Here is a 20,749-nt window from a genome sequence, read left to right on the forward strand (position 1 = left end):
CGGCGGAATCAGGGCAGCACCGGTGCGGGAACGCCGCGCGGGCCCGCCCCGTACCGGAGCCGTTCACCCGAGCAGGACGACCTCCACTTCCTCGCCCGGCTCCACCGAGGTGCGGTCCTCGGGGACGACGAGGAGGGCGTCCGCCTGCGCGAGGGCACCGACCAGGTGCGAGGAGGCGCCGCCGACGGGGGTGACACGCCCTTCCGCGTGGCGGGCGCGCAGGTACTGGCGGCGGCCGGCGGGCGAGGTGAGGGCCTTGGGCGCGTCGACGAGGGCGCGGACGGTGGGACGGTGCAGGTCGGGGAGACCGGCGAGGGCGCGGAGGGCGGGGCGGACGAACAGCTCGAAGGACACGTACGCCGAGACCGGGTTGCCGGGAAGCGCGAGGACGGGCGTGGCGTCGCGGCCGATCGTGCCGAAACCCTGGGGTTTGCCCGGCTGCATCGCGAGCTTGCGGAAGGTGACCCCGCGGGGCGCCACGGCGTCCTCGGCCACCGGCGCGTCCTCCTCCGTACCCGTGGCCTCGCCCGTACCCGCCGTCGCGCGCCCGCCCTCGCCGTCGGCCTCCGCGTCGGGCAGGCCCTTCCAGCCGGTCAGGGCCTCCTTGACCACGTCGTACGCGCCCACGCTCACGCCGCCGGAGGTCACGACGAGGTCGGCGCGGATGAGCTGGTCCTCGATCGTGGCGCGCAGGGTCTCGGCGTCGTCCCCGATGGCGCCGACGCGGAAGGCGAGCGCGCCCGCTTCACGGGCCGCCGCGGTGAGGGTGAAGCTGTTGGAGTCGTGGATCTGACCGGGGGCCAGGGTCTCGCCGGGCTGGACGAGTTCGCTGCCGGTGGCGAGGACGACGACGCGGGGGCGGGGGCGTACGCGCACGGTGTCGCGGCCGACGGCGGCGAGCAGGCCGAGCTGGGGCGGGCCGAGGACGGTGCCCGCGGCGAGCGCGAGGTCGCCCTCGCGTACGTCGCTGCCCGCGTCCCGTACGTGCGCGCCCGGCTCGGCGGGGCGGAAGACGCGGACCGTGCCCGACGCGCCCTCGGGCGCCGTGCTGTGCGGGGTCATGCGGTCGACGGGACCGCCGCCGATGCCGCCGTCGGTCCACTCGACGGGCACGACGGTGTCCGCGCCCTCGGGCAGTGGGGCCCCCGTCATGATGCGGACCGCCTCGCCGGCTCGCGCCGTCAGCTCGGGGGACGGGCCCGCGGCCGCGTCCCCGACGACGCGGAGCGCGACGGGCGCCTCCGCGTCGGCGCCCGCGAGATCGGCCGCCCTGACCGCGTACCCGTCCATCGAGCTGTTGGCGAAGGGGGGCAGCGAGAGCGGCACGGTGACGTCCTCGACGAGGACGCAGCCCTGGGCGTCGAGCAGCTGGAGCTGGATCGGCTCCAGCGGGCGCACCGTGGCCAGGATGTCGTCCAGGTGCGCGGTCACCGTCCAGGTGGCGTCGGGGCCCTGGGGCTGCGTCGTCGTGCTCACTACGGCTGCATCTCCTCGTCGACGTAACTGCGGAGCCAGGCGCGGAAGTCCGGGCCCAGGTCCTCACGTTCGCACGCGAGGCGGACGATGGCGCGCAGGTAGTCGCCGCGGTCACCGGTGTCGTAGCGGCGGCCGCGGAAGACGACGCCGTGCACGGGGCCGCCTGCCTTCTCGTCGTCGGCGAGCTGCTGGAGCGCGTCGGTGAGCTGGATCTCGCCGCCGCGGCCCGGCTCGGTCGTGCGCAGTATGTCGAAGATGCGCGGGTCGAGTACGTAGCGGCCGATGATCGCGTAGTTGCTGGGCGCGTCGGCCGGGTTGGGCTTCTCGACGAGCCCGGTGATGCGGACGACGTCGGCGTCGGCGGTCGTCTCGACGGCCGCGCTGCCGTAGAGGTGGATCTGCGCGGGCGGGACCTCCATGAGCGCGACGACGCTGCCGCCCTCACGGGCCTGGACCTCGATCATCCGGGCGAGGAGCGGGTCGCGCGGGTCGATGAGGTCGTCGCCGAGGAGGACGGCGAAGGCTTCCCTGCCGACGTGCGGGGCCGCGCAGAGCACGGCGTGGCCGAGGCCCTTGGGGTCGCCCTGGCGCACGTAGTGGATGTCGGCGAGGTCGGAGGACTCCTGCACCTTGGCGAGGCGGTCGCCGTCGCCCTTGCGACGGAGCGCCTCCTCCAGCTCGTAGTTCCGGTCGAAGTGGTCCTCGACGGGGCGCTTGTTACGGCCTGTCACCATGAGGACGTCACTGAGGCCTGCCGAGACGGCCTCCTCGACGACGTACTGGATCGCCGGTTTGTCCACGACCGGCAGCATTTCCTTCGGTGTGGCCTTGGTCGCGGGAAGGAACCTGGTACCGAGGCCGGCGGCGGGGATCACGACCTTGGTGATCCTCGTGTGTGCGGAAGTCATGACGCCACCATAGCCAGGGCTTTGCCAATGACCGCGGAGTTGTCCACAGGTATCAGTCATATTGACCGATATGACGCGACAAGGAGTTTGCTGTGAGCCGTACGCCAGGTGATGCGAAAGAGGCGAAGAGGGTCCTGCGCCGCTCCCTCCTGGCGGAACGACGGGCCAGGCCGGCGTCGGAGGTGCGGCGGCTGGGGCACGCGCTGGCCGCGATCGCGGCGCGGCTCCCGGAGCTGAATGGAGTACGGACGGTCGCCGCGTACGTGTCGCTCGGCGGCGAGCCGGACACGGGGCCGCTCATCGACCTGTGGCACGCGCGCGGCGTACGGGTCCTGCTGCCCGTGCTGCTGCCCGACGACGACCTCGACTGGGCCGCCTACGAGGGCCCCGCCTCCCTGCGCGAGGTGCGCCACGCGGGCCGGATGACGCTGCGTGAGCCCGCAGGACCGCGGCTCGGGCCCGCGGCGGTCACGGAGGCGGACGCCGTACTGCTCCCCGGGCTCGCCGTGGACGGCGCGGGCCGCAGGCTCGGGCGCGGCGGCGGCTCGTACGACCGGGTCCTGGCGCGGCTGGCCGCAGCGGGCGCCGACCCGCTCCTGCTGGTCCTTCTCTACGAGGAGGAGGTGCGCGCGAGCGTCCCGGCGGAACCGCACGACAGGCCGGTGCACGCGGCGGTGACTCCGGCGGGGGTACGGAGGTTCTGAGCGGCACGGGGACGGGGGCGGCGTGCGCGGGTGGTGCGCGGGTGCGCGGCGAGGCACGGGCGACGGCGGCTACGCGGCGAGGCACGGGCGACGGCGGCTACGCGGCGAGGGGCGGGCGAGGGCGGGTACGGGCGAGGGGCGCCCCCGGCCGTGGGGGCGCCCCTCATCCGCGGCGCTGTGCGGATCATCCGCGGCGCTGTGCGGACCCGTACCGCCGGACGCGGCTCAGGGCCGCAGGATGAGCGTGTCCTTGGTCCCCTTCTTCACCGCCGACTCGCTGTAGGCCCAGGGCAAGGTCTCGCCCTCGGTCCACTTCTTCGTCTGGTCGGTGTAGTGGGCGCTGTAGGCGTGGCCCGACGCGCCCGTGAGGTTGATCCAGCGGGACTTGTCGAGGTCGGCGAGGTTGACGATCATCCGCATCGACGGGACCCAGACGACGTCGTAGCCGCCGGCCGCGTTCCAGCCCGTCGCGTCGACCGCCGCCTCGCCGCCGCCCAGCTTGTAGGGGCCGCGGTTGAGCATCCGCTGGAGGAAGCCCGGACCCTCGGTGCCGAGCGTCTGGTTCTTCAGCGTGAGCTGGTGCAGGCGGCCCCAGCTCCAGGTGTCGATGTCCTTGCCGAGCTTCGCCGTCAGCTCCCAGCGGGCGTCCTTCATGGCGCGCGCGAAGAGCCCGTCCCTGGTGGCGACCGCCTTGTCCTTGCGCGTGCCGGGGGCCTTCCACCACTCGTTCTTCGGGTCCTTGACGAGCTTGCGGACGACCTCGTACCAGCGGTCGCCGCCGTCCGGCTGCGCGCTGTCCGGGTCGCGCTGCCCGCACTCGCGCACCCGGGTGTCCTCGTCGATCGGGCCCGTGGTGCCGGCCGGTTCGACGTTGAGGCACTCGTCCTTCACCCGCACCTCCTTCGGCAGCTTCTGGCCGAAGGCGAGCGTCAGGATGTTGCGCCACACACCGTTGAAGTACGCGGCGGCTGCCGAGTCCGGCTCCTGCGTGTAGTCCCAGCCCTCCAGGAGCTTCTGCGCCTCGCGGACGTAGGGGTCCTTGACGTCGATCTTCAGCAGGTAGGGCGTGAGCAGGCGGGCGATCTCGCTGCTGTTGTCCATCTGCATGGAGGTCATGTCGTCGGTGGAGATCTTGCCGCCGTCCTTGATCTTGGACTTGATCAGGTCGGTGATGCGCTGGCTGCGGGTGCCGTATCCCCAGTCGGTCGTCAGCTCGTAGGGGTAGTTGTCCTTGTCGACGACGGCCTGGTTGGCGGTGACGATGTAGCCGCGCGCGGGGTCGTACTCCCAGGGGAGTTCGTCCTGCTTGATCCAGCCCTGCCAGTGGTAGCCGGAGTCCCAGCCGGGCGCGGGCAGCGAACCGTCGTCGCCCTTGGCGCGGACCGGGAGCTTCCCGGGCGCCTGGTAGCCGATGTGGCCCTTGGTGTCGGCGTAGATGAGGTTCTGCGAGGGGACCTCGAAGAGCGCGGCGGCGGAGCGGAACTCCTTGAAGTCCTTCGCCTTGTCGAGCGCGAAGACCGCGTCCATCGAGCGGCCCGGGTCGAGCGCGGTCCAGCGCAGCGCGACGCCGTAGCCGTCGCCGCGGTCGGGCGCCGCGCTCGCGACGGGCGCCTTCTTGCCGACCTTGGTGAGTTCGTCGTCGCGGTCGGAGATGAGCGGGCCGTTGTCGGTCTCGCGGACGGTGATGACCTTCGACGTGCCGCCGGCGACCTTGATCGTCTCCTTGCGGGTCTTGAACTTCTTGATCTTGCCGTCGACCTGGTAGCCGTCGCTCGTGACCTTCTCCAGGTAGAGGTCGGTGACGTCGGCGCCGAGGTTCGTCATGCCCCAGGAGATGTCGCCGTTGTGGCCGATGATCACGCCGGGCATTCCGGAGAAGGTGTAGCCGGAGACGTCGTACTGGCACTTCGCCGAGACCGTGCGGCAGTGCAGACCCATCTGGTACCAGACCGAGGGGAGCTGCGGGGCCAGGTGCGGGTCGTTGGCGAGGAGCGGCTTGTTCGTCGTCGTGTACTTGCCGGAGACGACCCAGGAGTTCGAGCCGATGCCGTTGCCGCTCGGACCGAGCAGGTCGGGTACGCGGTCGAGGGCGTCGTAGACGCCGGTGAGCTGGTCGCTGATGGCCTGGGCGTCGGCGGAGCCGAAACCGCCCTGCGGGGTGGTACCGGCGGAGGACTCGGTGCCCGTGGCGGTGCCGGTGCCCGTGGCGGTTCCGGTTTCGGTGCCCGTGGCGGTTCCGGTTTCGGTGCCGGTTTCGGTGGTGCCGGTGCCCGTGCCGTCGGTACTCGTACCCGTGCCGTCGGCGCCCGTACCCGTACCGGTGGAGGTGCCGTCGCCGACGCCCGTGCCCATCCCGCCAGGGGACCCCTTGTAGTCAGGGTCGTACTTGCCCGTGACCGGGTCGACGCCGCCGCCCTGGATGATCGGCGCGTTCTTCTTGTACGGGTACTCGGGGTAGAGGTCCTTGATCTGCTTCGCGCTGAGGCGGCTGCTCATGAGCGAGCGGTCGATCTCGTCCTGCATGTTGCCGCGCAGGTCCCAGGCCATCGCCTTGAGCCAGGCCACCGAGTCGACCGCGTCCCACTTCTGCGGCTTGTAGTCGTTGGTGAAGCCGAGCGCCGCGTACTCCAGCGAGATGTCCTTGCCGTCCTTGCCCGCGAGGTAGGCGTTGACGCCCTTGGTGTAGGCGTCGAGGGAGCGCTTCGTGGCGTCCGACAGCTTCGTGTCGTACTCCTTCTGCGCCACGTCCCGCCAGCCCAGCGTGCGCAGGAAGGCATCGGTGTCCACCTGGCCGTCGCCGAACATCTCGGAGAGGCGGCCCGAGGTCGTGTGGCGGCGCACGTCCATCTCGTAGAAGCGGTCCTGAGCCTGGACGTAGCCCTGCGCCATGAAGAGATCGGCGTCGCTGTCCGCGTAGATCTGCGGAATCCCGTACGCGTCGCGGCGGACCTCGACCTTGCCACTGAGGCCCTTGAGCCGGAGCGTCCCGTTCGTCTGCGGGTACGAGGCTCGCACGGTGCTCACTCCCCACCAGCCGCCGTACCCGACTCCCGCCACGACGACGAGAACCAGGAGAATCACGAGGAGGCGGGCTCGACGCCCTTTCTTCTTGCCGGACTTATGACCGGAAGAGGGGGTTGTATTCGCGGGCATCGCTGTCCTTGCTGTCCTTCGAGCGGCCGAGCGGGCGGAATCGTCCGGGCGGAGAGTCACCCCAACGCTGGAGCAACCATAGGCGCAGCGCCTGTAGGCCAAGGACGCGGTACGGGCCCGTAGGCCGGGCCCCGGGGGCCGCTCGCCCCGCCCCGTACGGCACTTGAGCACTCCCCCGCACAACCGGCTTGTCCTTTGTGTGCCGACTTCTCCGGTGCAAGGCGGTCGTATCTCCGCAGGGTCAGACGCACTCCCGCGGGGGAGCCGGTTCGCGAAGACGCATCAAGAAACCGTTAACGATTAGGTAAGGTAACGAAGTAACCGGGTCGTCTCTGTTCCGGAGTCGCCCCCTCCGCCCGGCTCGTACCCTTGCCGGCACCTCCTCCCCATCCGCCCCCGGTGGTGGGGACTCCCGCCCCCGCGGAAAGGAACCGGCCCCTGACTGTCGACCACCTCAACCAGCTCCTGCTCGTCTCCGCCGTCGTCCTCCTCGTCGCCGTCGCGGCCGTGCGCCTCTCCTCGCGCAGCGGTCTGCCGAGCCTGCTCGTCTATCTCGGCATCGGCGTCGTCATGGGCACCGACGGACTCGGCAACGTGTCCTTCGACGATGTCCGGCTGACCCAGGTCATCGGCTACGCGGCCCTCGTGGTGATCCTCACCGAGGGCGGGCTCGGCACGAAGTGGAAGGAGGTCCGCCCGGCGCTGCCTGCGGCGGCCGCGCTCTCCACGGTGGGCGTCGGGATCAGCGTGGGGATCACGGCGCTCGGGGCGCACTACGTGGTGGGTCTCGACTGGCGGCCCGCGCTGATCATCGGCGCGGTTGTCTCGTCGACGGACGCGGCGGCGGTCTTCTCCGTACTGCGCAAGGTGCCGCTGCCCTCGCGCATCACGGGCACGCTGGAGGCGGAGTCGGGCTTCAACGACGCGCCTGTCGTCATCCTCGTCGTGGCCTTCTCGACAGCGGGCCCCGTCGAGCACTGGTACGTACTGCTCGGCGAGATCGCGCTCGAACTGGCCATCGGCGCCGCGGTGGGGCTCGCGGTGGGCTGGCTCGGCGCGTACGGGCTGCGCCATGTCGCGCTGCCCGCGTCGGGGCTCTACCCGATCGCGGTCATGGCGATCGCCGTCACCGCCTACGCCTCGGGCGCCCTCGTCCACGGCAGCGGCTTCCTCGCGGTGTACCTCGCCTCGATGGTGCTCGGCAACGCGAAGCTGCCGCACTGGCCCGCGACCAGGGGCTTCGCCGAGGGCCTCGGCTGGCTCGCGCAGATCGGCATGTTCGTCCTGCTCGGGCTGCTCGTCACGCCGCACGAACTCGCCTCGGACATGGTGCCCGCGCTCCTCATCGGCCTGATCCTCACGGCGCTCGCCCGGCCCGCGTCGGTCCTGCTGAGCCTGTTGCCCTTCCGGCTGCCCTGGCGGGAACAGGCGCTCATGTCGTGGGCGGGCCTGCGCGGCGCCGTGCCGATCATCCTGGCGACGATCCCGATGGTGGGAGGGATCAAGGACAGCCAGCACATCTTCAACATCGTCTTCGTACTCGTCGTCGTCTACACCCTCGTCCAGGGCCCGACCCTGCCCTGGCTCGCCCGCCGCCTGGGCCTGGGCAACCGCGCCGAGACGGCGGACCTCGGCGTCGAGTCCGCGCCGCTGGAACGCCTGCGCGGCCACCTCCTGTCGGTCGCCGTCCCCGGCGATTCGCGTATGCACGGCGTGGAGGTGAGCGAGCTGCGCCTGCCCAAGGGCTCCGCCGTCACGCTCGTCGTCCGCGAGGGTACGAGCTTCGTCCCGACACCGACCACGACCCTGCGGCGCGGCGACGAACTCCTCGTCGTCGCCACCGACCCCGTCCGCGAGGCGGCCGAGGCCCGCCTCCACGCCGTCGCCCACGGCGGCAAGCTCGCCGGCTGGCTCGGGCAGGCCGAGGAGGACGGAGGCGCCGGAGCCGGTGCGGGGCGTGCCGGTGCGGGGCGGACAGGTGCGGGGCGTGCCGGTGCGGGCTCGGGACGGGCGAGTGCCGGTTCCGGGCGCGCGGGCGCCGCTTCCATGCGCGGGAGCGCGGGCACGGGGCGGGCCGGTGCGGGTACGGGGCGCGCGGACGCGGGTACGGGGCGTGCGAGCGCCGGTACGGGGCGCGCGGGCGCCGGTACCCGGCCGTCCGAGGCGACCGGGCGTGGGGCGGCCGCCCAGAAGCAGGGAGCCGGACAGGCGGGGGGCCGCTCGCTGGGCCGCCTGCGATTCACCAGGTCCACGGACGTGAGCGGGCGCGGCGAGAACGGGAAGGTGCGGCCGGGGTCCGGCGCGCCGGGTGGGCCGGGCGGCCCGGGCGAGAGCGCCTCGGGCGCTACGGGCGCGGGCGGCGGTACGGGCGGTGTGAGTGGCGCCTTCGTGCCCGAGGAGCGGGAGGCGCCCGCTGCGGAGCGGCGCGGCCTCGGCTCCGTACCGCCGCTGCCGCCCGCCTCCTCCGTACGCGAGAAGGCGCGCGAACAGGCGGCCCGCGGCCCGGCCGATCCCGCGGATGCCGCGCCCGAGAGCCACCGCCCGGCGGAGGAACGCCAGGCCGAGGGGGCCGGGGTCGGGGAACTCGGCGAGGAACGGGACCCGGCCTGAGCTGCCCCTCTCGTCCCTCGCTCGCGGCGGCCCGCCACCGCGAGCGGGGGCGCGCCGACGCCCGCGCCCGTCATACGATGGCTCCGCATCACTGACCGACCAACTCTGCCTGACGCAGAGCTGGCGCGACCGTATGGCGGCCGTGACGCCCTCCCGGGCGCTGGTATCTACCGCAGTCCCGCGCGAGTGGACAGCTCTCGGTGCCTCCCCGCTGAGGCGCTACCAGGCGGCAGAAAGGTGTGCGCCGTGGCAACCACGGTCGCCTCCTCGTCCGGCACCGGCTCCCCGAAGAGCGCGCCCCCGCGCCGCCCCGGGTACGGACAGCTCCTGCGCACCCCCGGCGTCGCCGGTTTCCTCCTCTCCGGCTTCGCCGCCCGGCAGCCCTTCGGCATGCTGACCATGAGCATGGTCATGCTCGTGGAACACACCACCGGGTCCTACGGCAACGCGGGCGCTGTCGCCGCGGTCACCGGCGTCTCGATGGCCCTCTGCGCCCCGCAGAACGGGCGGCTCGCGGACCGGCACGGCCAACGCGCCGTCCTCGTACCCGGCGTCCTCCTCCACGCCGTCTCGGTCGCGGCCCTGGCCACCCTCGCCCTCGCCGGGGCCCCGCTGTGGGCGCTGTTCCTGCTGGCCGTCCCCGCGGGCGCCTCGGTACCGCAGGTCGGCCCGATGGTGCGGGCCCGCTGGGCCGGCAAGCTCGCGGGCAGCCCGCTTCTCCCCACGGCCGCCGCCTTCGAGTCGGTCACCGACGAATTCACGTTCGTCATCGGCCCCGTCCTCGCCACCGCGCTGTGCACCGGGGTGCACCCGGTCGCGGGTCTCGCCGCCGAGGCGACGCTCACCCTCGTCGGCGGCCTGCTCTTCGCCGCCCAGCGCACGGGACTGCCGGACAACGGCACGGGGCTGGACAGGGGCGCGGGACCGGGCAGGGGCGTGGAAGCGGGCAGGGGCGCGGGACCGGGCAGGGGCGTGGAAGCGGACGAGGGCGTCCCGGGGACCCGGAGGGGGACGGCGGGCTCGTCCTCGGCACTGCGGGTGCCGGGTGTCCGGGTGCTGGTCGTGGCCTTCCTCGGGATCGGGGTGGTCTTCGGCGGAATGCAGGTGTCGCTCACGGCCTTCGCCGAGGAGTCGGGTCACTCCGGTGTCAACGGCCTCCTTTACGGGATCTTCGCTTGCGGGAACATGCTCTCGGGCGCCGCCGTGGGCGCGATCGCCTGGAAGCGGCCCGCGCACGGCAGGCTGCTCATCGGCTACACGGCGCTCGCCGTCGTGGCCTCGACCCTGTGGGCCGTGCACTCCGTTCCTCTCTTCGCCGTGGTCGGTTTCCTGACCGGGCTCTGCGTCGCGCCCGCCCTGGTGACCGGGTACACCCTGGTCGACGCGCTCGTACCGGCCCGGGCCAGGACCGAGGCCTTCACGTGGCTCACCGGGGCGGTGGCGCTGGGGCAGGCGGCGGCCGTGACGGCCGCGGGGAGACTCGCGGACGCGCACGGTTCCCGGGCCGGTTTCCTGGTACCTGCCCTCGGCACGCTGGCCGCCCTGCTCACCCTGGCCCTGCTGCGCGAGCGGCTCGTACCGGCTGCGACGAAACCCCAGGCCAGGGCTGCCGAAGGGGCCGCGTCCGGCGTGTGATCGGTCACCGGGGCCCGTCGGCAGTGGACTGACGGCGCGGAATACGTCACTATGGAGTGTCGTTAGCACTCATCGAGTCAGAGTGCCAGGAGGAAGCAAGTGCCGACGTACCAGTACCAGTGCACCGAGTGCGGTGAGGGCCTGGAGGCCGTCCAGAAGTTCACGGACGACTCGCTCACCGAGTGCCCGAACTGCGGGGGCCGCCTGAAGAAGGTCTTCTCCGCCGTCGGCATCGTCTTCAAGGGCTCGGGCTTCTACCGCAACGACAGCAGGGGCGCGTCGAGCAGCAGCTCCCCCGCGGCCAAGCCCTCGACCTCGGCCGGTTCGGACACCGCCGCCAAGCCCGCGGCCGAGAAGAAGTCGGACTCCGGTTCCAGCTCGTCGAGCAGCAGCTCCTCCAGCAGCAGCTCGCCGGCTCCCGCGGCCTGAGAGCTGCCCGCGGTCCCGTGCCAGGACGGGCCCACCCCCCGTGCCGCGGGTGGGCCGGTCCTTTCTGTCGCGGACGGACCCGTCACTCGTAGCTCGCGCGTGTGCGCGGCCTCCGGCCTCGGCCGGGATCGCCGACTCGTCCCATCCGTGAGTCGGCTCCGCAGTGTGAGTGACGGACCTGCCGCTTCCTCGTCGGGGCCCCGTTCCTCCGCTCCGCCGGAGGGGCGGGGCCCGGACGTGTTGTCGGTGGTGGTCCCGATACTGTGCCGCCATGTCCAACACCACCTCCACCAGCCCCGCTGTGCCCGGTGCCGCGGGCCCCTCGGGACCCCGGGCCGATATCGGGGTCATCGGCGGTTCAGGCTTCTACTCCTTTCTCGAAGATGTCACGGAGGTCTCGGTCGAGACCCCGTACGGGCCGCCGAGTGACTCCCTCTTCCTCGGCGAGGTGGCCGGCAGGCAGGTCGCGTTCCTGCCCCGGCACGGGCGCGACCACCACCTGCCGCCCCACCGCATCAACTACCGCGCCAACCTCTGGGCCCTGCGCTCGGTCGGCGTGCGGCAGGTACTCGGGCCGTGTGCGGTGGGCGGGCTCCGGCCCGAGTACGGTCCTGGCACCCTGCTCGTTCCCGACCAGTTCGTCGACCGTACGAAGGGCCGGGCCCAGACCTACTTCGACGGCGACGAACGTCCGGACGGCGCCGTGCCGAACGTCGTGCACGTCTCCCCCGCCGATCCGTACTGCCCGACGGGCCGGGCCGTCGCACTCACCACGGCCAGGCGGCACGGCTGGGACGCGGTGGACGGCGGCACGCTCGTCGTGGTGGAGGGTCCGCGGTTCTCCACCCGTGCCGAATCACGCTGGCACGCGGCGCAGGGCTGGTCGGTGGTCGGGATGACCGGGCATCCGGAGGCGATGCTCGCTCGTGAACTGGAGCTCTGCTACACCTCGTTGACGCTGGTCACCGACCTGGACGCGGGCACCGAGACAGGGGAGGGTGTCTCGCACCAGGATGTGCTGGAGGTCTTCGCGGCGAACGTCGACCGACTGCGGACGGTCCTTTTCGACGTCGTGGCGGATCTTCCGGCCGCGGAGGACCGGGACTGCCTGTGCACGAAGGCCCTCGGGGGATGGGACCCCGGGTTCGCGTTGCCGTAACCGTAGAACACCTCGGGCGGTCCGTGTCGAGCCGGAAAGAAAGCGATCACTCGTTCGGGTTGTGGATATCTCCGCAAGCCCCGAGTTATCCACAGGCGTTCCTCGCGTGTCAGTGCTGTCGGGCAGGCTGTGCTTGTCCGTTTCGTACCGGCGCTCAGGCGGTCGCGGGACGGACGCGGTGGTGGCACGACCTGTGACGCCACCGGGCCCATCCCTCCGCACGAACGGACAGCCCGTCATGACGCACACGCCTCCCGGCTCCCTCTCCCGCCTGTCGCGCGAACCCGCGCGAGCGCCCTACGAACCGGCTCCGCTCGGGCGCGAGTTCCCCGGGCGCGAGCCCTCCGGGCACGGGGTCCACGGCCCCGGCCAGGGGGTGTCGGGGCACGAGTCCCCGGGGCAGGAGTCGTTGGAGCGGGAGTCGTTGGAGCGGGAGTCGTTGGGGCGGGAGTCGTTGGAACACGAGTCCCCGGAGCAGGAGTCGTTGGGGCGGGAGTGGGGCGGGCCGGGGGCCCTTGCCGGTGCGGGGACGGGGCCGCCGGGGCGTGAAGTGCCCCCGCCCGGCACCGTTCCGCTCTTCCCGCCGCTGCCCGTGCGCCGGAAGGGAATGGGACGGTTGTGGCCCCGGCACCGCGCGGGCCGGGGTCTGACGCTCGCGCTCCTGGCGGTCTGCGGGGGTCTCCTCATCGCCGTGCCGTCGACGGGGGCCGGTGTTCCGCCGACGAAGGCTTCGCCCTCCTCCGGGCCTGGCGGCGCCGGGGCACATACCGCCCGGACACGGCCGGCACCCGACAGGCGGACCGTGCGCACCGCGGTCCGTATCGCGGAGCCCGCAGGTCTGCGCCTGGTACGGCCCGGGGACCGGGTGGACGTGATCGCGGTCAGCGGTACCGGTCCCCGTGCGGCGCGCGTCGTCGTGGCGGGGGCGCGGGTCGTCGCCCTTCCGGGGCCGACCGTCTCCTCTCCCTCGCCACCGCGGGGTACGACGGCACCCCTCACCGACCCGGCGGCTTCGAGGGTCACCGAGGCCGAGGTTTGGCCGGAGGGTGACGCGGAAATGCGCTGGGACGCGACGGATTCCGGCGCCGTCGTCGTGCTCACGGTGCCGCGCGCCTCGGCCGTGGACCTCGCGGCGGCGTCCGCCTCATCGGCCCTGGCGGTGGTCGCGTGCTGAGGGGCCTGCTCCGGAAAGTGACCGGGATGTTGCTCCGGCGGGACGGCGGGAAGCCGTCCCGGGGGCCAGGAGCCGCACGGATGGCAGCGGATCGCGCCGTGTCAAGTCGCTCGATAGTGGGAGGCAATTGGACAGGGGCCGGGACGGATGTCGTAGGTTGCGAGACTGTTTGCATCGCACAACATGCGCATACGGAAAGGCCCTTGAGTGAGCGAGAACAGCAAGCCTGGTGTGTGGGAAGGCTTCAAGTCCTTCCTCATGCGTGGCAACGTCATCGACCTGGCGGTCGCGGTGGTCATCGGGGCCGCCTTCACGAACATCGTCAACGCGGTGGTCAAGGGCGTCATCAACCCGGTGGTCGGTGCTTTCGGTACACAGGACCTGGACAAGTACAGCTACTGCCTGCAAAGTCCCTGCACCCCCGCGCACGGGGGCAAGGAGGCCGAGGGCATCCAGATCATGTGGGGCACGGTCCTCAGCTCGGCCCTCACCTTCCTCATCACGGCGGCCGTCGTGTACTTCCTGATGGTCCTGCCGATGTCCCGCTACCTGTCCAGGCTGGCGGCCCGCCGCGAGGCGAAGTACGGCACCCCGGAGGTGCCGGTGTCGGAGCTGGACGTGCTGAAGGACATCAGGGACGAGCTCGTCGCCGCCCGGATCGCGCGCGGCGAGTCCGCGCCGAACGGCCCGGCGGCACCGGGCGCGACCGCGGACGGCGCGCCTCCGGAGGGGCCGGGTACGCCACCGGAAGGACCGGCGGGAGGACAGGGGCCCACGAAGGGCTGATCCGCTTCTCGCGGCGTCCGCCCGGGCGGCCTCGGGGCCGCTCCCGGTCAGATGTGGTGCGGGGGCTTCTCGTCGAGGAAGCGGGCCAGGTCCGCCGCCGAGCCACCACGGGGGACCGGGCGGTCGCCCCAGCCCCGGTCGGAGTCGTCACGGCCGCGCCCGTAGAGAGGATCGTCGAAGACCAGGCGCGCCTTGGCCCGTCGCAGGCGCTCAGCCTCCGCCTTGTCCGCCCGGCCGGCCTCGCCCGCCGGGGCTGTGGACGCTTCGCCCGCGAGCGGGGCGCCCTGAGGCGCCTCGGCCTCCGCCGGGCCGGGCGTCTCGCTCTCCGCCGGGCCCGGCGGGGGCTGCGGGGAAGGGCTGGCCGTCGGCTCGGGGGTCTCGCTCATTCCTCCAGCGTACGTCCGCTCCGCCGCTTCCCTGCGGGGCGAGCCGCACGGGACCGGAACGGAGCGGGCGGCAGGGCGCGGCACGCCCCAGCGGGCTCCGGGCTCCGGGCTCCGGGCTCCGGGCTCCGGGCTCCGGGCTCCGGGCTCCGGGCTCCGGGCTCCGGGCTCCGGGCTCCGGGCTCCGGGCTCCGGGCTCCGGGCTCCGGGCTCCGGGCTCCGGGCTCCGGGCTCCGGGCTCCGGGCTCCGGGGAAACGGTACGGAGGCGTGCCGGGCCTCGTGGGGGCGCTCGCGTCCGGCCCGGCGCCCCTCACGCGCAACCGCACCACCGCGGACGCCGTACAACCCCGGCACCCGTGGCCACCGCCGTCGCGGAGGGCTCCAGGGCCGCACGCCGGGGGGCGTCCGCCCCGGTGCCGCACGGCTCCCGGGCCCGGAGTCCCTGTGCCGCCAGGGGCACGGCGGCAGCGGGGCCCGCCGCACTCGACGTTGCCGCCCCGGGTTTGAGCGACGGAAGGCAACCCTTTGGGTGGACGAGGCGTCAGTTTCCGTACAAGCGTGCCGTCTTCCGCGTTGGCGGCACTTGGCGCTACCTTCCGAGCGTCGCTTCCGGATTCGGCGCATACGACGACGGCATGTGCGGGAACTTCCCGCAGCCTTCGTTCGTTTTCACGAATCCCGGACATGATGTCCAACCGTAGGGCTACGGTATGCACCCACGAGGTGACATGCAGCAACGCCGGGAGATGCCTTGAGCGTTCCGTACGAGACACCTGAGTCGCCGGAGAACCCCCTCATGCGACTGCTTGGACGCGCCCTCAACTCATTCGAACTGCCCGACGAGATCCTCTCTCGGCTCGACTCCGCACTCGCCTACGACACCTCCCTGCACTCGGCGCACCACAGCGCGACGCTGCACCAGGAGACCCACCGCCACTGCTGGTTGCTGCCCGACGGCAGCGCTCTCCCCCTGTGGGAGATCAGGCGGCGCAGCGTCCCGGGGAACGAGACGCTCCACGAGGTCTACGCCGACGCCGAGGAGGCCAGGATCGCCGCCTCGCGCGCTCCGTTCGGGCCGACGGAGTGGACCACGCTGCCGGCCGATGACGACGAGGTGTCCGCCGCCGACCTGATCGCCGAGGAGTCGGTCCCGCACCGCGAATACGTCCCGGACAACTCCGCCGACCATGCCCGTCGGCTGTTGCGCCGGGCCGAGAACGAGGACTGCCCCCGGGAGGACATCGCCGACCTCCTGCGCAACGCCTTCGCGCACGAGATCACCCAGGCGTTCACACGCCCGGGCCTGCGGGCCATCGCGGGCATCGGCTTCGCGCTGTACGAGCATGCCTTCCTTCTCCTGGACGGGACCGAGATGTCGCTGTGGGAGGTCGAGCACACGGCGACGCCCGACCGGCGCCACATGTGCGAGGTCTACGAGACGGAAGGAGAGGCGCACGAGGCGATGGAACGTCGCTCCCGCGTGCTCTGAGCGGAGAACGGGACCCGCGGCAGCGGCGGGACCCGCCGGCACAAGAAGAGGCCGTCGGCACAGGAAGAGGAGGGGGCGGCGCGCGGCAGTGGGAAGGCCGCCCGTCATCCGACCCCCCGGCCCTCGTATCGAAGACGCCCGACCGGCGGCGACCCTCGCCGAGAAGGCGAGCGCGCACGAACGGCCACGAGCGGCCCGCATGAACGGACACTCTCGAACGGGCTGCTCACGAACGGGGCGCTCACGAACACGACCTCGCCGAGAGCCGTGCGCCCGGCAGGGAAGCTGAGCGAGCACGCTCAACCGGGCCCTCGGCATGCCTGGCCCGGCCGACCAGCGCATTCACCTCGGCCCGCTCACCGCACCCGGCCCGCGCCCGCGCCCTCGTGACGCGTCCGATGCCGCACTCGATGCCCCGCGTCGCACCAACCGCCCACCGCCCCCGCCCAGCGCTGCCGTACGCGAGTCAGCCGCGCCCTTCGAGGCGCCGGACGAGGCCCGCGAAGGCCGCGCGTTCGGCGGGGGTGAGTTCGACGCTCTCCGAGGCGGGGACGCACTGGCGCGGTATCCGCGGGCGTCGCGCTCCGGCGGGCGCCGACGTCGGAGCGGCGCCCGGGCCAGCGGTCGCCGCGGGCTCGGCGCCGCGCATCCCTCGTACCCCGCGACCCCCGCGGACGAGTCCAACGGCCCAGGCGACCGCTGCCGTCACGAGGGCGGCCACCCCGACCTGCTGCATGACTGAGACGTGCTGAGGCATGGCTTCAGTAGACCTCACTCCACTGGACCAATGGGAGGAAAAATCGGGTTCTTACTCCCGAAGTGACGCATCTCCTATGCCACTTCTGCCCAGGTTCGCCCCGATGCACGCGTCCGCACGCCTTCTCGACTTCTCGACTTTTCGGCGCCTTCTCGCGCGTGCGCCCGTGCACGGGCACGCCGAAGGGCCCGCGCCTCGCGGCTCGGGCCCTTCCGGTGCGCCGGGGTGGCGCGGGCGGGTTCGCGGCGATCCGCTCCGTCACGCCGCCGCGTCGAAGCCGGTGTCGTGCGCCAGCTTCTTCAGTTCGAGCAGGGCGTGCTTCTCGATCTGGCGGATGCGCTCCCTGGTGAGGCCGTGCTGCTTGCCGACCTCGGTCAGGGTGCGCTCACGGCCGTCCTCGATGCCGTAGCGCATCTTGATGATCGACGCGGTGCGCTCGTCGAGCCGGCCGATCAGCTCGTCCAGCTCCTCGCTGCGCAGCAACGTCATCACGGACTGCTCGGGGGAAACCGCGGAGGTGTCCTCCAGGAGGTCACCGAACTGGGTGTCGCCCTCGTCGTCCACGGACATGTTGAGCGAGACGGGGTCGCGCGCCCAGTCGAGCACGTCGGAGACGCGCTCGGGCGTCGAGCCCAGCTCGGCGGCGATCTCGGTGTGCTCCGGGTCGCGGCCGTGCTCGCGATTGAACTCGCGCTGTACACGACGGATGCGGCCCAGCTCCTCCACGAGGTGGACGGGCAGCCGGATGGTGCGCGACTGGTCGGCGATGGACCGCGTGATGGCCTGCCGAATCCACCAGGTCGCGTACGTGGAGAACTTGAAGCCCTTGCGGTAGTCGAACTTCTCGACCGCGCGCACGAGGCCCGCGTTCCCTTCCTGGATCAGGTCGAGGAGCGGCAGTCCGGCGCGCGGATAGCGCCGGGCCACGGCGACGACGAGCCGCAGGTTGGAACGGATGAAGACATCCTTGGCCCGCTCGCTCGCCTCCACGAGCGCTTCCAGCTCCTCGCGGGAGGCCTCGTTCTTGGTGTCGGTCTCGCCGTCGAGTATCTGGCGGGCGAAGACGCCCGCCTCGATGGTCTGCGACAGCTCGACCTCCTTGGCGGCGTCCAGCAGCGGCGTACGGGCTATCTCGTCGAGGTACATGCCGACCAGGTCGCGGTCGGCTATCTCCCCGCCCACGGAACGGGCACCCCTGGAACCCCGGGTCTCCCCGGAGCCCGAAGCCTGGGAGGCGCCGCTCCCTGTGGCGGACTGACGACGGGCGACGGCACGGGTGGCCATGCGTGCTCCCTTGCGGTGGTGGGTGGACGTGCTCCCTGTCGGATGCCGCACTCCGCACGCTCTCGCGCGGGAGTACTTCACCCTCGCGGGTGCCCGGCATCTGTAGGAAACAACGACCGGAAACAGGACAGAATTCCCCTGGCGCGCATCAATCTTCGGGATCATGCAGTACCCTGTCGCGCCACAGGGGAGGGAACATGCCGGAATCCACCGAAAAGGTGCAGGTCAGGGCGGGCCGGGAGGAGGATCTTCCGCAGCTCACAGCGCTCTACAACCACTATGTGACAGAGACGCCGATCACGTTCGACACGGTTCCGTTCACCCCCGATCAGCGCCTGGAGTGGTTCCGCGCTCACCCGACCGGTGGCCCGCACCGACTCCTCGTCGCCCACGCGCCCGCCCGCCCGGCGGGGTCGCAGGTGCTCGGCTACGCGACGAGCGGCGCCTTCCGCGCCAAGCCGGCGTACGCGACGTCCGTGGAGGTCAGCGTCTACTGCCGCCCGGGCGAGGGCGGCCACGGGCTGGGCACGCTGTTGTACACGGCGTTGTTCGCGAGCCTGGCGGGCGAGGACGTCCACCGCGCCTACGCGGGGATAGCGCTGCCGAATCCGGCCTCGCTGGCGCTCCACGAGCGCTTCGGTTTCCGGCATCTGGGCACGTACGGCGAGGTGGGGAGGAAGTTCGGGCGGTACTGGGACGTGGCGTGGTACGAGAAGGAGCTTGCGCCGTAGCGCGTTCCGCGGGCGGGGGCGGGGGCGGGGGCGGGGCGTGGCCGACCGCGCGCCCCCGCCCGGGCGGGGGTGCCCGTCAGAGCGAGCCGAGGTCCGCGGAGAACCAGTGCTCGGGGCGCATGCGGTAGGTGACGAGTCCGGCGGTCGGGTCGCCGGTGGCCCCGACGTTCGCGACGTAGGCGTCGACCTTGTCGGGGGCGAGGTAGCGGGCGGCGTCGGTGTACGACTCGTCGGGGGTGGTGGGTGTCGCGGAGACCACCGGGCCCTCGGCGGAGACGTAGCGGGCGGTGGGCTCGGTGCGCTGCACGAGCAGGCTGAAGCGGCCCGCGGCCTCGACGAGGCGGGACTTCAGCGAGTCGGCCTCCGTGAAGAAGAGCAGATCGCCGTTGTCCTCCTGCCAGAACCAGACGGGCACGGCGAGCGGCGCGCGCTCGCCCTCCCTCGCGACGGCGAGGGTCGCGACGAGCGGCTCGTCGAGAAAGGCGCGGCGCTCCTCCGGGCTGAGTGCCATGAAGACTCCTTCGATTGGTCCGGCTGCGTGTTCCCCATCGGTCTCGGGCCGCCGACCAGGGGTTTCGGTACGGGTCCTGGCGGGTCCCCCGCCTTTGGCCCCAGTCCCTCCGGTCTACCCGAAAAAAGTCACCGGACGTGGGAACTAGGACTACGGTCCGTTACGTTCCTCTACTGAACGGCCTAGCGTGCGGCGTCATGACTCCCGATGACACCCCACGCGGGGCCTTTCACCAGCGACAGGAAACCGATGGCCGGCGGGACATCGATGAGCGACGAATCCGTGAGCGGCCGGAGGCGGGACCGGCCGGGACGCGGACGGAAGGAGGCACAGGGAAGAAAGGAAACGCACGGGACACCGTGCACGGTCCCCGCGGGGCGGAGGACGGAGTGCTCGACGAGGCCCTGGAGCGCTTGCACTCCTCGGGCCCTGAGCGGAACGGCTGGCTGAGCAACCACGCGCCGATGGCGGTCGAGGCGCTGGTACGCGGCGGGCACGGCGGCACGGTGCATCGCTGGGTCGACCACTACCGGCACAAGCTGGAGCAGGCTCCGTCCCCGTACGCGCGCGTCACCGAGGAGAACTGGAAGGAGGCGATGGGCGATCCGCGCAGGATCGCCGACTGGACGACGTACTTCGGCGTACGGCTCGCCGAGGCGCCGTGGCGCACGGTGCTCGCCACGTGGTGGCCGCGCCTGCTGCCGGGGATCGCGGCCGGGGCGACGCACCCGGTGATCCGGACCGGCCACGCGGTGCGGACGCTGCTCGCGACGGAGGCGGCGGCTGCGGCGGACGGGGGTGAGGCGTCCGCGCGGGTACGGGACCCGGGCGGGCCGCGGCTCGCTGAGCTGGCGCACGCGCTCGGGTACTGGGCGGCGCGGAGTCAGGTACTGCCGCCGGTGCGCGCGTTGGAGCGGTACGCGAAGGCCGGCGAGGCGCTCGACGCGGTACCGGCCGTCGCGGGGCAGAGCGGGGGCATCCGGGAGCGGCTGGCGCGGCTGGCGGCCTTCCCCGTGTGGCCTGCCACCGAGGTCCGCAGTCCCGAAGAGGCGGCGGAGCGGCTGCGTGAGCTGGTCGCGGCGGCGGTACGGCGGTACGCGAGCCATGCGCACGGGGAGCCGGTGATGCTCGTGCACGCGGCGACGGCGCCCAACGCGGTGCTGCGCGTGCTGCCCGCACTGCCCTCCGGGCTCTGGGCGCCGAGCCTGTCGGCGGCCTGGTCGGCGAGCGCGGCGGTGACGGCTGCCTACGGCCCTGCGCGGGGTACGTCGTGGCAGGGGCTGGGGGCGCGGGCCGAAGTCATGGACGAGGCGGAGGTGTTCGAGCGCGCGGCGGCGCACGGGGACGAGCACGCGGTGAAGTTCGCGGACACGGCCCTCGACCCCGCCCTGGGCCCTGACGAGGCGTGGGCCCGGGCGGCCGTGCTGCGCGCGGTGGAGCTGATCGAACCGGCGTGGTGAGGGGTACGGGGGCGGGGGCGCTCCCGTGAGCCGGTACGTGGGCCGGTCCTGTGAGCCCGTACGGGGGGCCGGTCCCGTGAGCCCGTACGCGGGCAGGTC

At 72.5% G+C, this 20,749-nt stretch carries 17 protein-coding genes; 10 read left to right on the top strand and 7 right to left on the bottom strand.

The genetic code is table 11. From position 1 onward, the window contains the following. Positions 1-63 precede the first annotated feature (63 nt). Together ACQYWQ_RS12395 and galU are read right to left on the bottom strand one after the other, a co-directional pair. On the bottom strand, positions 64-1,476 hold the full coding sequence (locus ACQYWQ_RS12395; protein ID WP_431034492.1) for a molybdopterin molybdotransferase MoeA: 1,413 nt from the start codon (positions 1,474-1,476) through the stop codon (positions 64-66). Next, complete coding sequence (gene galU / locus ACQYWQ_RS12400; protein ID WP_431034494.1) at positions 1,476-2,384, bottom strand: UTP--glucose-1-phosphate uridylyltransferase GalU; 909 nt, start codon at positions 2,382-2,384, stop codon at positions 1,476-1,478. The genes ACQYWQ_RS12395 and galU overlap by 1 nt, the downstream gene beginning before the upstream one ends. A 92-nt stretch (positions 2,385-2,476) precedes the next feature. Between galU and ACQYWQ_RS12405 the strand changes: the two genes are divergently transcribed. Further along, the gene (locus ACQYWQ_RS12405) at positions 2,477-3,088 is read left to right on the top strand and encodes a 5-formyltetrahydrofolate cyclo-ligase (protein WP_431034495.1); all 612 of its coding nucleotides are present in this window, start codon (positions 2,477-2,479) and stop codon (positions 3,086-3,088) included. A 225-nt stretch (positions 3,089-3,313) separates the two neighbouring features. On the opposite strand, the gene ACQYWQ_RS12410 is transcribed toward ACQYWQ_RS12405, so the two are convergent. Then, complete coding sequence (locus ACQYWQ_RS12410; protein WP_431034497.1) at positions 3,314-6,241, bottom strand: penicillin acylase family protein; 2,928 nt, start codon at positions 6,239-6,241, stop codon at positions 3,314-3,316. Between the two features lie 402 nt (positions 6,242-6,643). On the opposite strand from ACQYWQ_RS12410, the gene ACQYWQ_RS12415 reads away from it, so the two are divergent. The 6 genes from ACQYWQ_RS12415 (at position 6,644) to ACQYWQ_RS12440 (ending at position 14,034) form a co-directional block, all read left to right on the top strand. Beyond that, positions 6,644-8,851 carry a potassium/proton antiporter gene (locus ACQYWQ_RS12415; RefSeq protein WP_431039161.1) on the top strand — a complete coding sequence of 736 codons (2,208 nt, stop codon included), beginning with the start codon at positions 6,644-6,646 and terminating at the stop codon, positions 8,849-8,851. A gap of 246 nt (positions 8,852-9,097) precedes the next feature. Further along, the gene (locus tag ACQYWQ_RS12420; protein WP_431034499.1) at positions 9,098-10,486 is read left to right on the top strand and encodes an MFS transporter; all 1,389 of its coding nucleotides are present in this window, start codon (positions 9,098-9,100) and stop codon (positions 10,484-10,486) included. Positions 10,487-10,585: 99 nt separating this feature from the next. Then, a complete protein-coding gene (locus ACQYWQ_RS12425; RefSeq protein ID WP_431034500.1) occupies positions 10,586-10,915 on the top strand; it encodes an FmdB family zinc ribbon protein in 330 nt (109 codons plus the stop codon). Between the two features lie 271 nt (positions 10,916-11,186). Further along, positions 11,187-12,074: an S-methyl-5'-thioadenosine phosphorylase gene (locus ACQYWQ_RS12430; RefSeq protein WP_431034501.1), complete on the top strand. Its 888-nt coding sequence runs from the start codon at positions 11,187-11,189 to the stop codon at positions 12,072-12,074. A gap of 802 nt (positions 12,075-12,876) precedes the next feature. Then, the gene (locus tag ACQYWQ_RS12435; RefSeq protein ID WP_431034502.1) at positions 12,877-13,248 is read left to right on the top strand and encodes a hypothetical protein; all 372 of its coding nucleotides are present in this window, start codon (positions 12,877-12,879) and stop codon (positions 13,246-13,248) included. A 207-nt stretch (positions 13,249-13,455) separates the two neighbouring features. Next, positions 13,456-14,034, top strand: coding sequence for an MscL family protein (locus tag ACQYWQ_RS12440; RefSeq protein WP_431034504.1), 579 nt, complete (start codon positions 13,456-13,458; stop codon positions 14,032-14,034). Between the two features lie 47 nt (positions 14,035-14,081). On the opposite strand, the gene ACQYWQ_RS12445 is transcribed toward ACQYWQ_RS12440, so the two are convergent. Further along, on the bottom strand, positions 14,082-14,420 hold the full coding sequence (locus ACQYWQ_RS12445) for a hypothetical protein (protein ID WP_431034506.1): 339 nt from the start codon (positions 14,418-14,420) through the stop codon (positions 14,082-14,084). 749 nt (positions 14,421-15,169) lie between these two features. On the opposite strand from ACQYWQ_RS12445, the gene ACQYWQ_RS12450 reads away from it, so the two are divergent. Further along, positions 15,170-15,907: a DUF6227 family protein gene (locus tag ACQYWQ_RS12450; RefSeq protein WP_431034507.1), complete on the top strand. Its 738-nt coding sequence runs from the start codon at positions 15,170-15,172 to the stop codon at positions 15,905-15,907. Positions 15,908-16,373: 466 nt separating this feature from the next. Here the strand turns inward: ACQYWQ_RS12450 and ACQYWQ_RS12455 are convergent, their stop codons facing one another. Both ACQYWQ_RS12455 and ACQYWQ_RS12460 read right to left on the bottom strand, forming a co-directional pair. Continuing rightward, complete coding sequence (locus ACQYWQ_RS12455; RefSeq protein ID WP_431034509.1) at positions 16,374-16,664, bottom strand: hypothetical protein; 291 nt, start codon at positions 16,662-16,664, stop codon at positions 16,374-16,376. Between the two features lie 258 nt (positions 16,665-16,922). Next, positions 16,923-17,948 carry a sigma-70 family RNA polymerase sigma factor gene (locus ACQYWQ_RS12460; protein WP_431034511.1) on the bottom strand — a complete coding sequence of 342 codons (1,026 nt, stop codon included), beginning with the start codon at positions 17,946-17,948 and terminating at the stop codon, positions 16,923-16,925. Positions 17,949-18,145: 197 nt separating this feature from the next. On the opposite strand from ACQYWQ_RS12460, the gene ACQYWQ_RS12465 reads away from it, so the two are divergent. Then, positions 18,146-18,679, top strand: coding sequence for a GNAT family N-acetyltransferase (locus ACQYWQ_RS12465; protein WP_431034512.1), 534 nt, complete (start codon positions 18,146-18,148; stop codon positions 18,677-18,679). Between the two features lie 76 nt (positions 18,680-18,755). Here the strand turns inward: ACQYWQ_RS12465 and ACQYWQ_RS12470 are convergent, their stop codons facing one another. Further along, positions 18,756-19,190: a pyridoxamine 5'-phosphate oxidase family protein gene (locus ACQYWQ_RS12470; RefSeq protein ID WP_431034513.1), complete on the bottom strand. Its 435-nt coding sequence runs from the start codon at positions 19,188-19,190 to the stop codon at positions 18,756-18,758. A 389-nt stretch (positions 19,191-19,579) separates the two neighbouring features. Here ACQYWQ_RS12470 and ACQYWQ_RS12475 point away from each other — a divergent pair, with 389 nt between their 5' ends. Beyond that, positions 19,580-20,650, top strand: a complete 1,071-nt coding sequence (locus ACQYWQ_RS12475; protein ID WP_431039162.1) for a questin oxidase family protein — start codon at positions 19,580-19,582, stop codon at positions 20,648-20,650. Positions 20,651-20,749: the final 99 nt, after the last annotated feature.

The sequence above is a fragment of the Streptomyces sp. P6-2-1 genome (assembly GCF_050613165.1).
In the GTDB taxonomy this organism is placed as follows: domain Bacteria; phylum Actinomycetota; class Actinomycetes; order Streptomycetales; family Streptomycetaceae; genus Streptomyces.

What these genes read in the sequence shown, in the direction of transcription:
- galU (WP_431034494.1), bottom strand. Translation starts at nt 2,384, where the DNA reads ATGACTTCCGCACACACGAGGATCACCAAGGTCGTGATCCCCGCCGCC.
- ACQYWQ_RS12410 (WP_431034497.1), bottom strand. Translation starts at nt 6,241, where the DNA reads ATGCCCGCGAATACAACCCCCTCTTCCGGTCATAAGTCCGGCAAGAAG.
- ACQYWQ_RS12430 (WP_431034501.1), top strand. Translation starts at nt 11,187, where the DNA reads ATGTCCAACACCACCTCCACCAGCCCCGCTGTGCCCGGTGCCGCGGGC.
- ACQYWQ_RS12445 (WP_431034506.1), bottom strand. Translation starts at nt 14,420, where the DNA reads ATGAGCGAGACCCCCGAGCCGACGGCCAGCCCTTCCCCGCAGCCCCCG.
- ACQYWQ_RS12455 (WP_431034509.1), bottom strand. Translation starts at nt 16,664, where the DNA reads ATGCCTCAGCACGTCTCAGTCATGCAGCAGGTCGGGGTGGCCGCCCTC.
- ACQYWQ_RS12460 (WP_431034511.1), bottom strand. Translation starts at nt 17,948, where the DNA reads ATGGCCACCCGTGCCGTCGCCCGTCGTCAGTCCGCCACAGGGAGCGGC.
- ACQYWQ_RS12465 (WP_431034512.1), top strand. Translation starts at nt 18,146, where the DNA reads ATGCCGGAATCCACCGAAAAGGTGCAGGTCAGGGCGGGCCGGGAGGAG.
- ACQYWQ_RS12470 (WP_431034513.1), bottom strand. Translation starts at nt 19,190, where the DNA reads ATGGCACTCAGCCCGGAGGAGCGCCGCGCCTTTCTCGACGAGCCGCTC.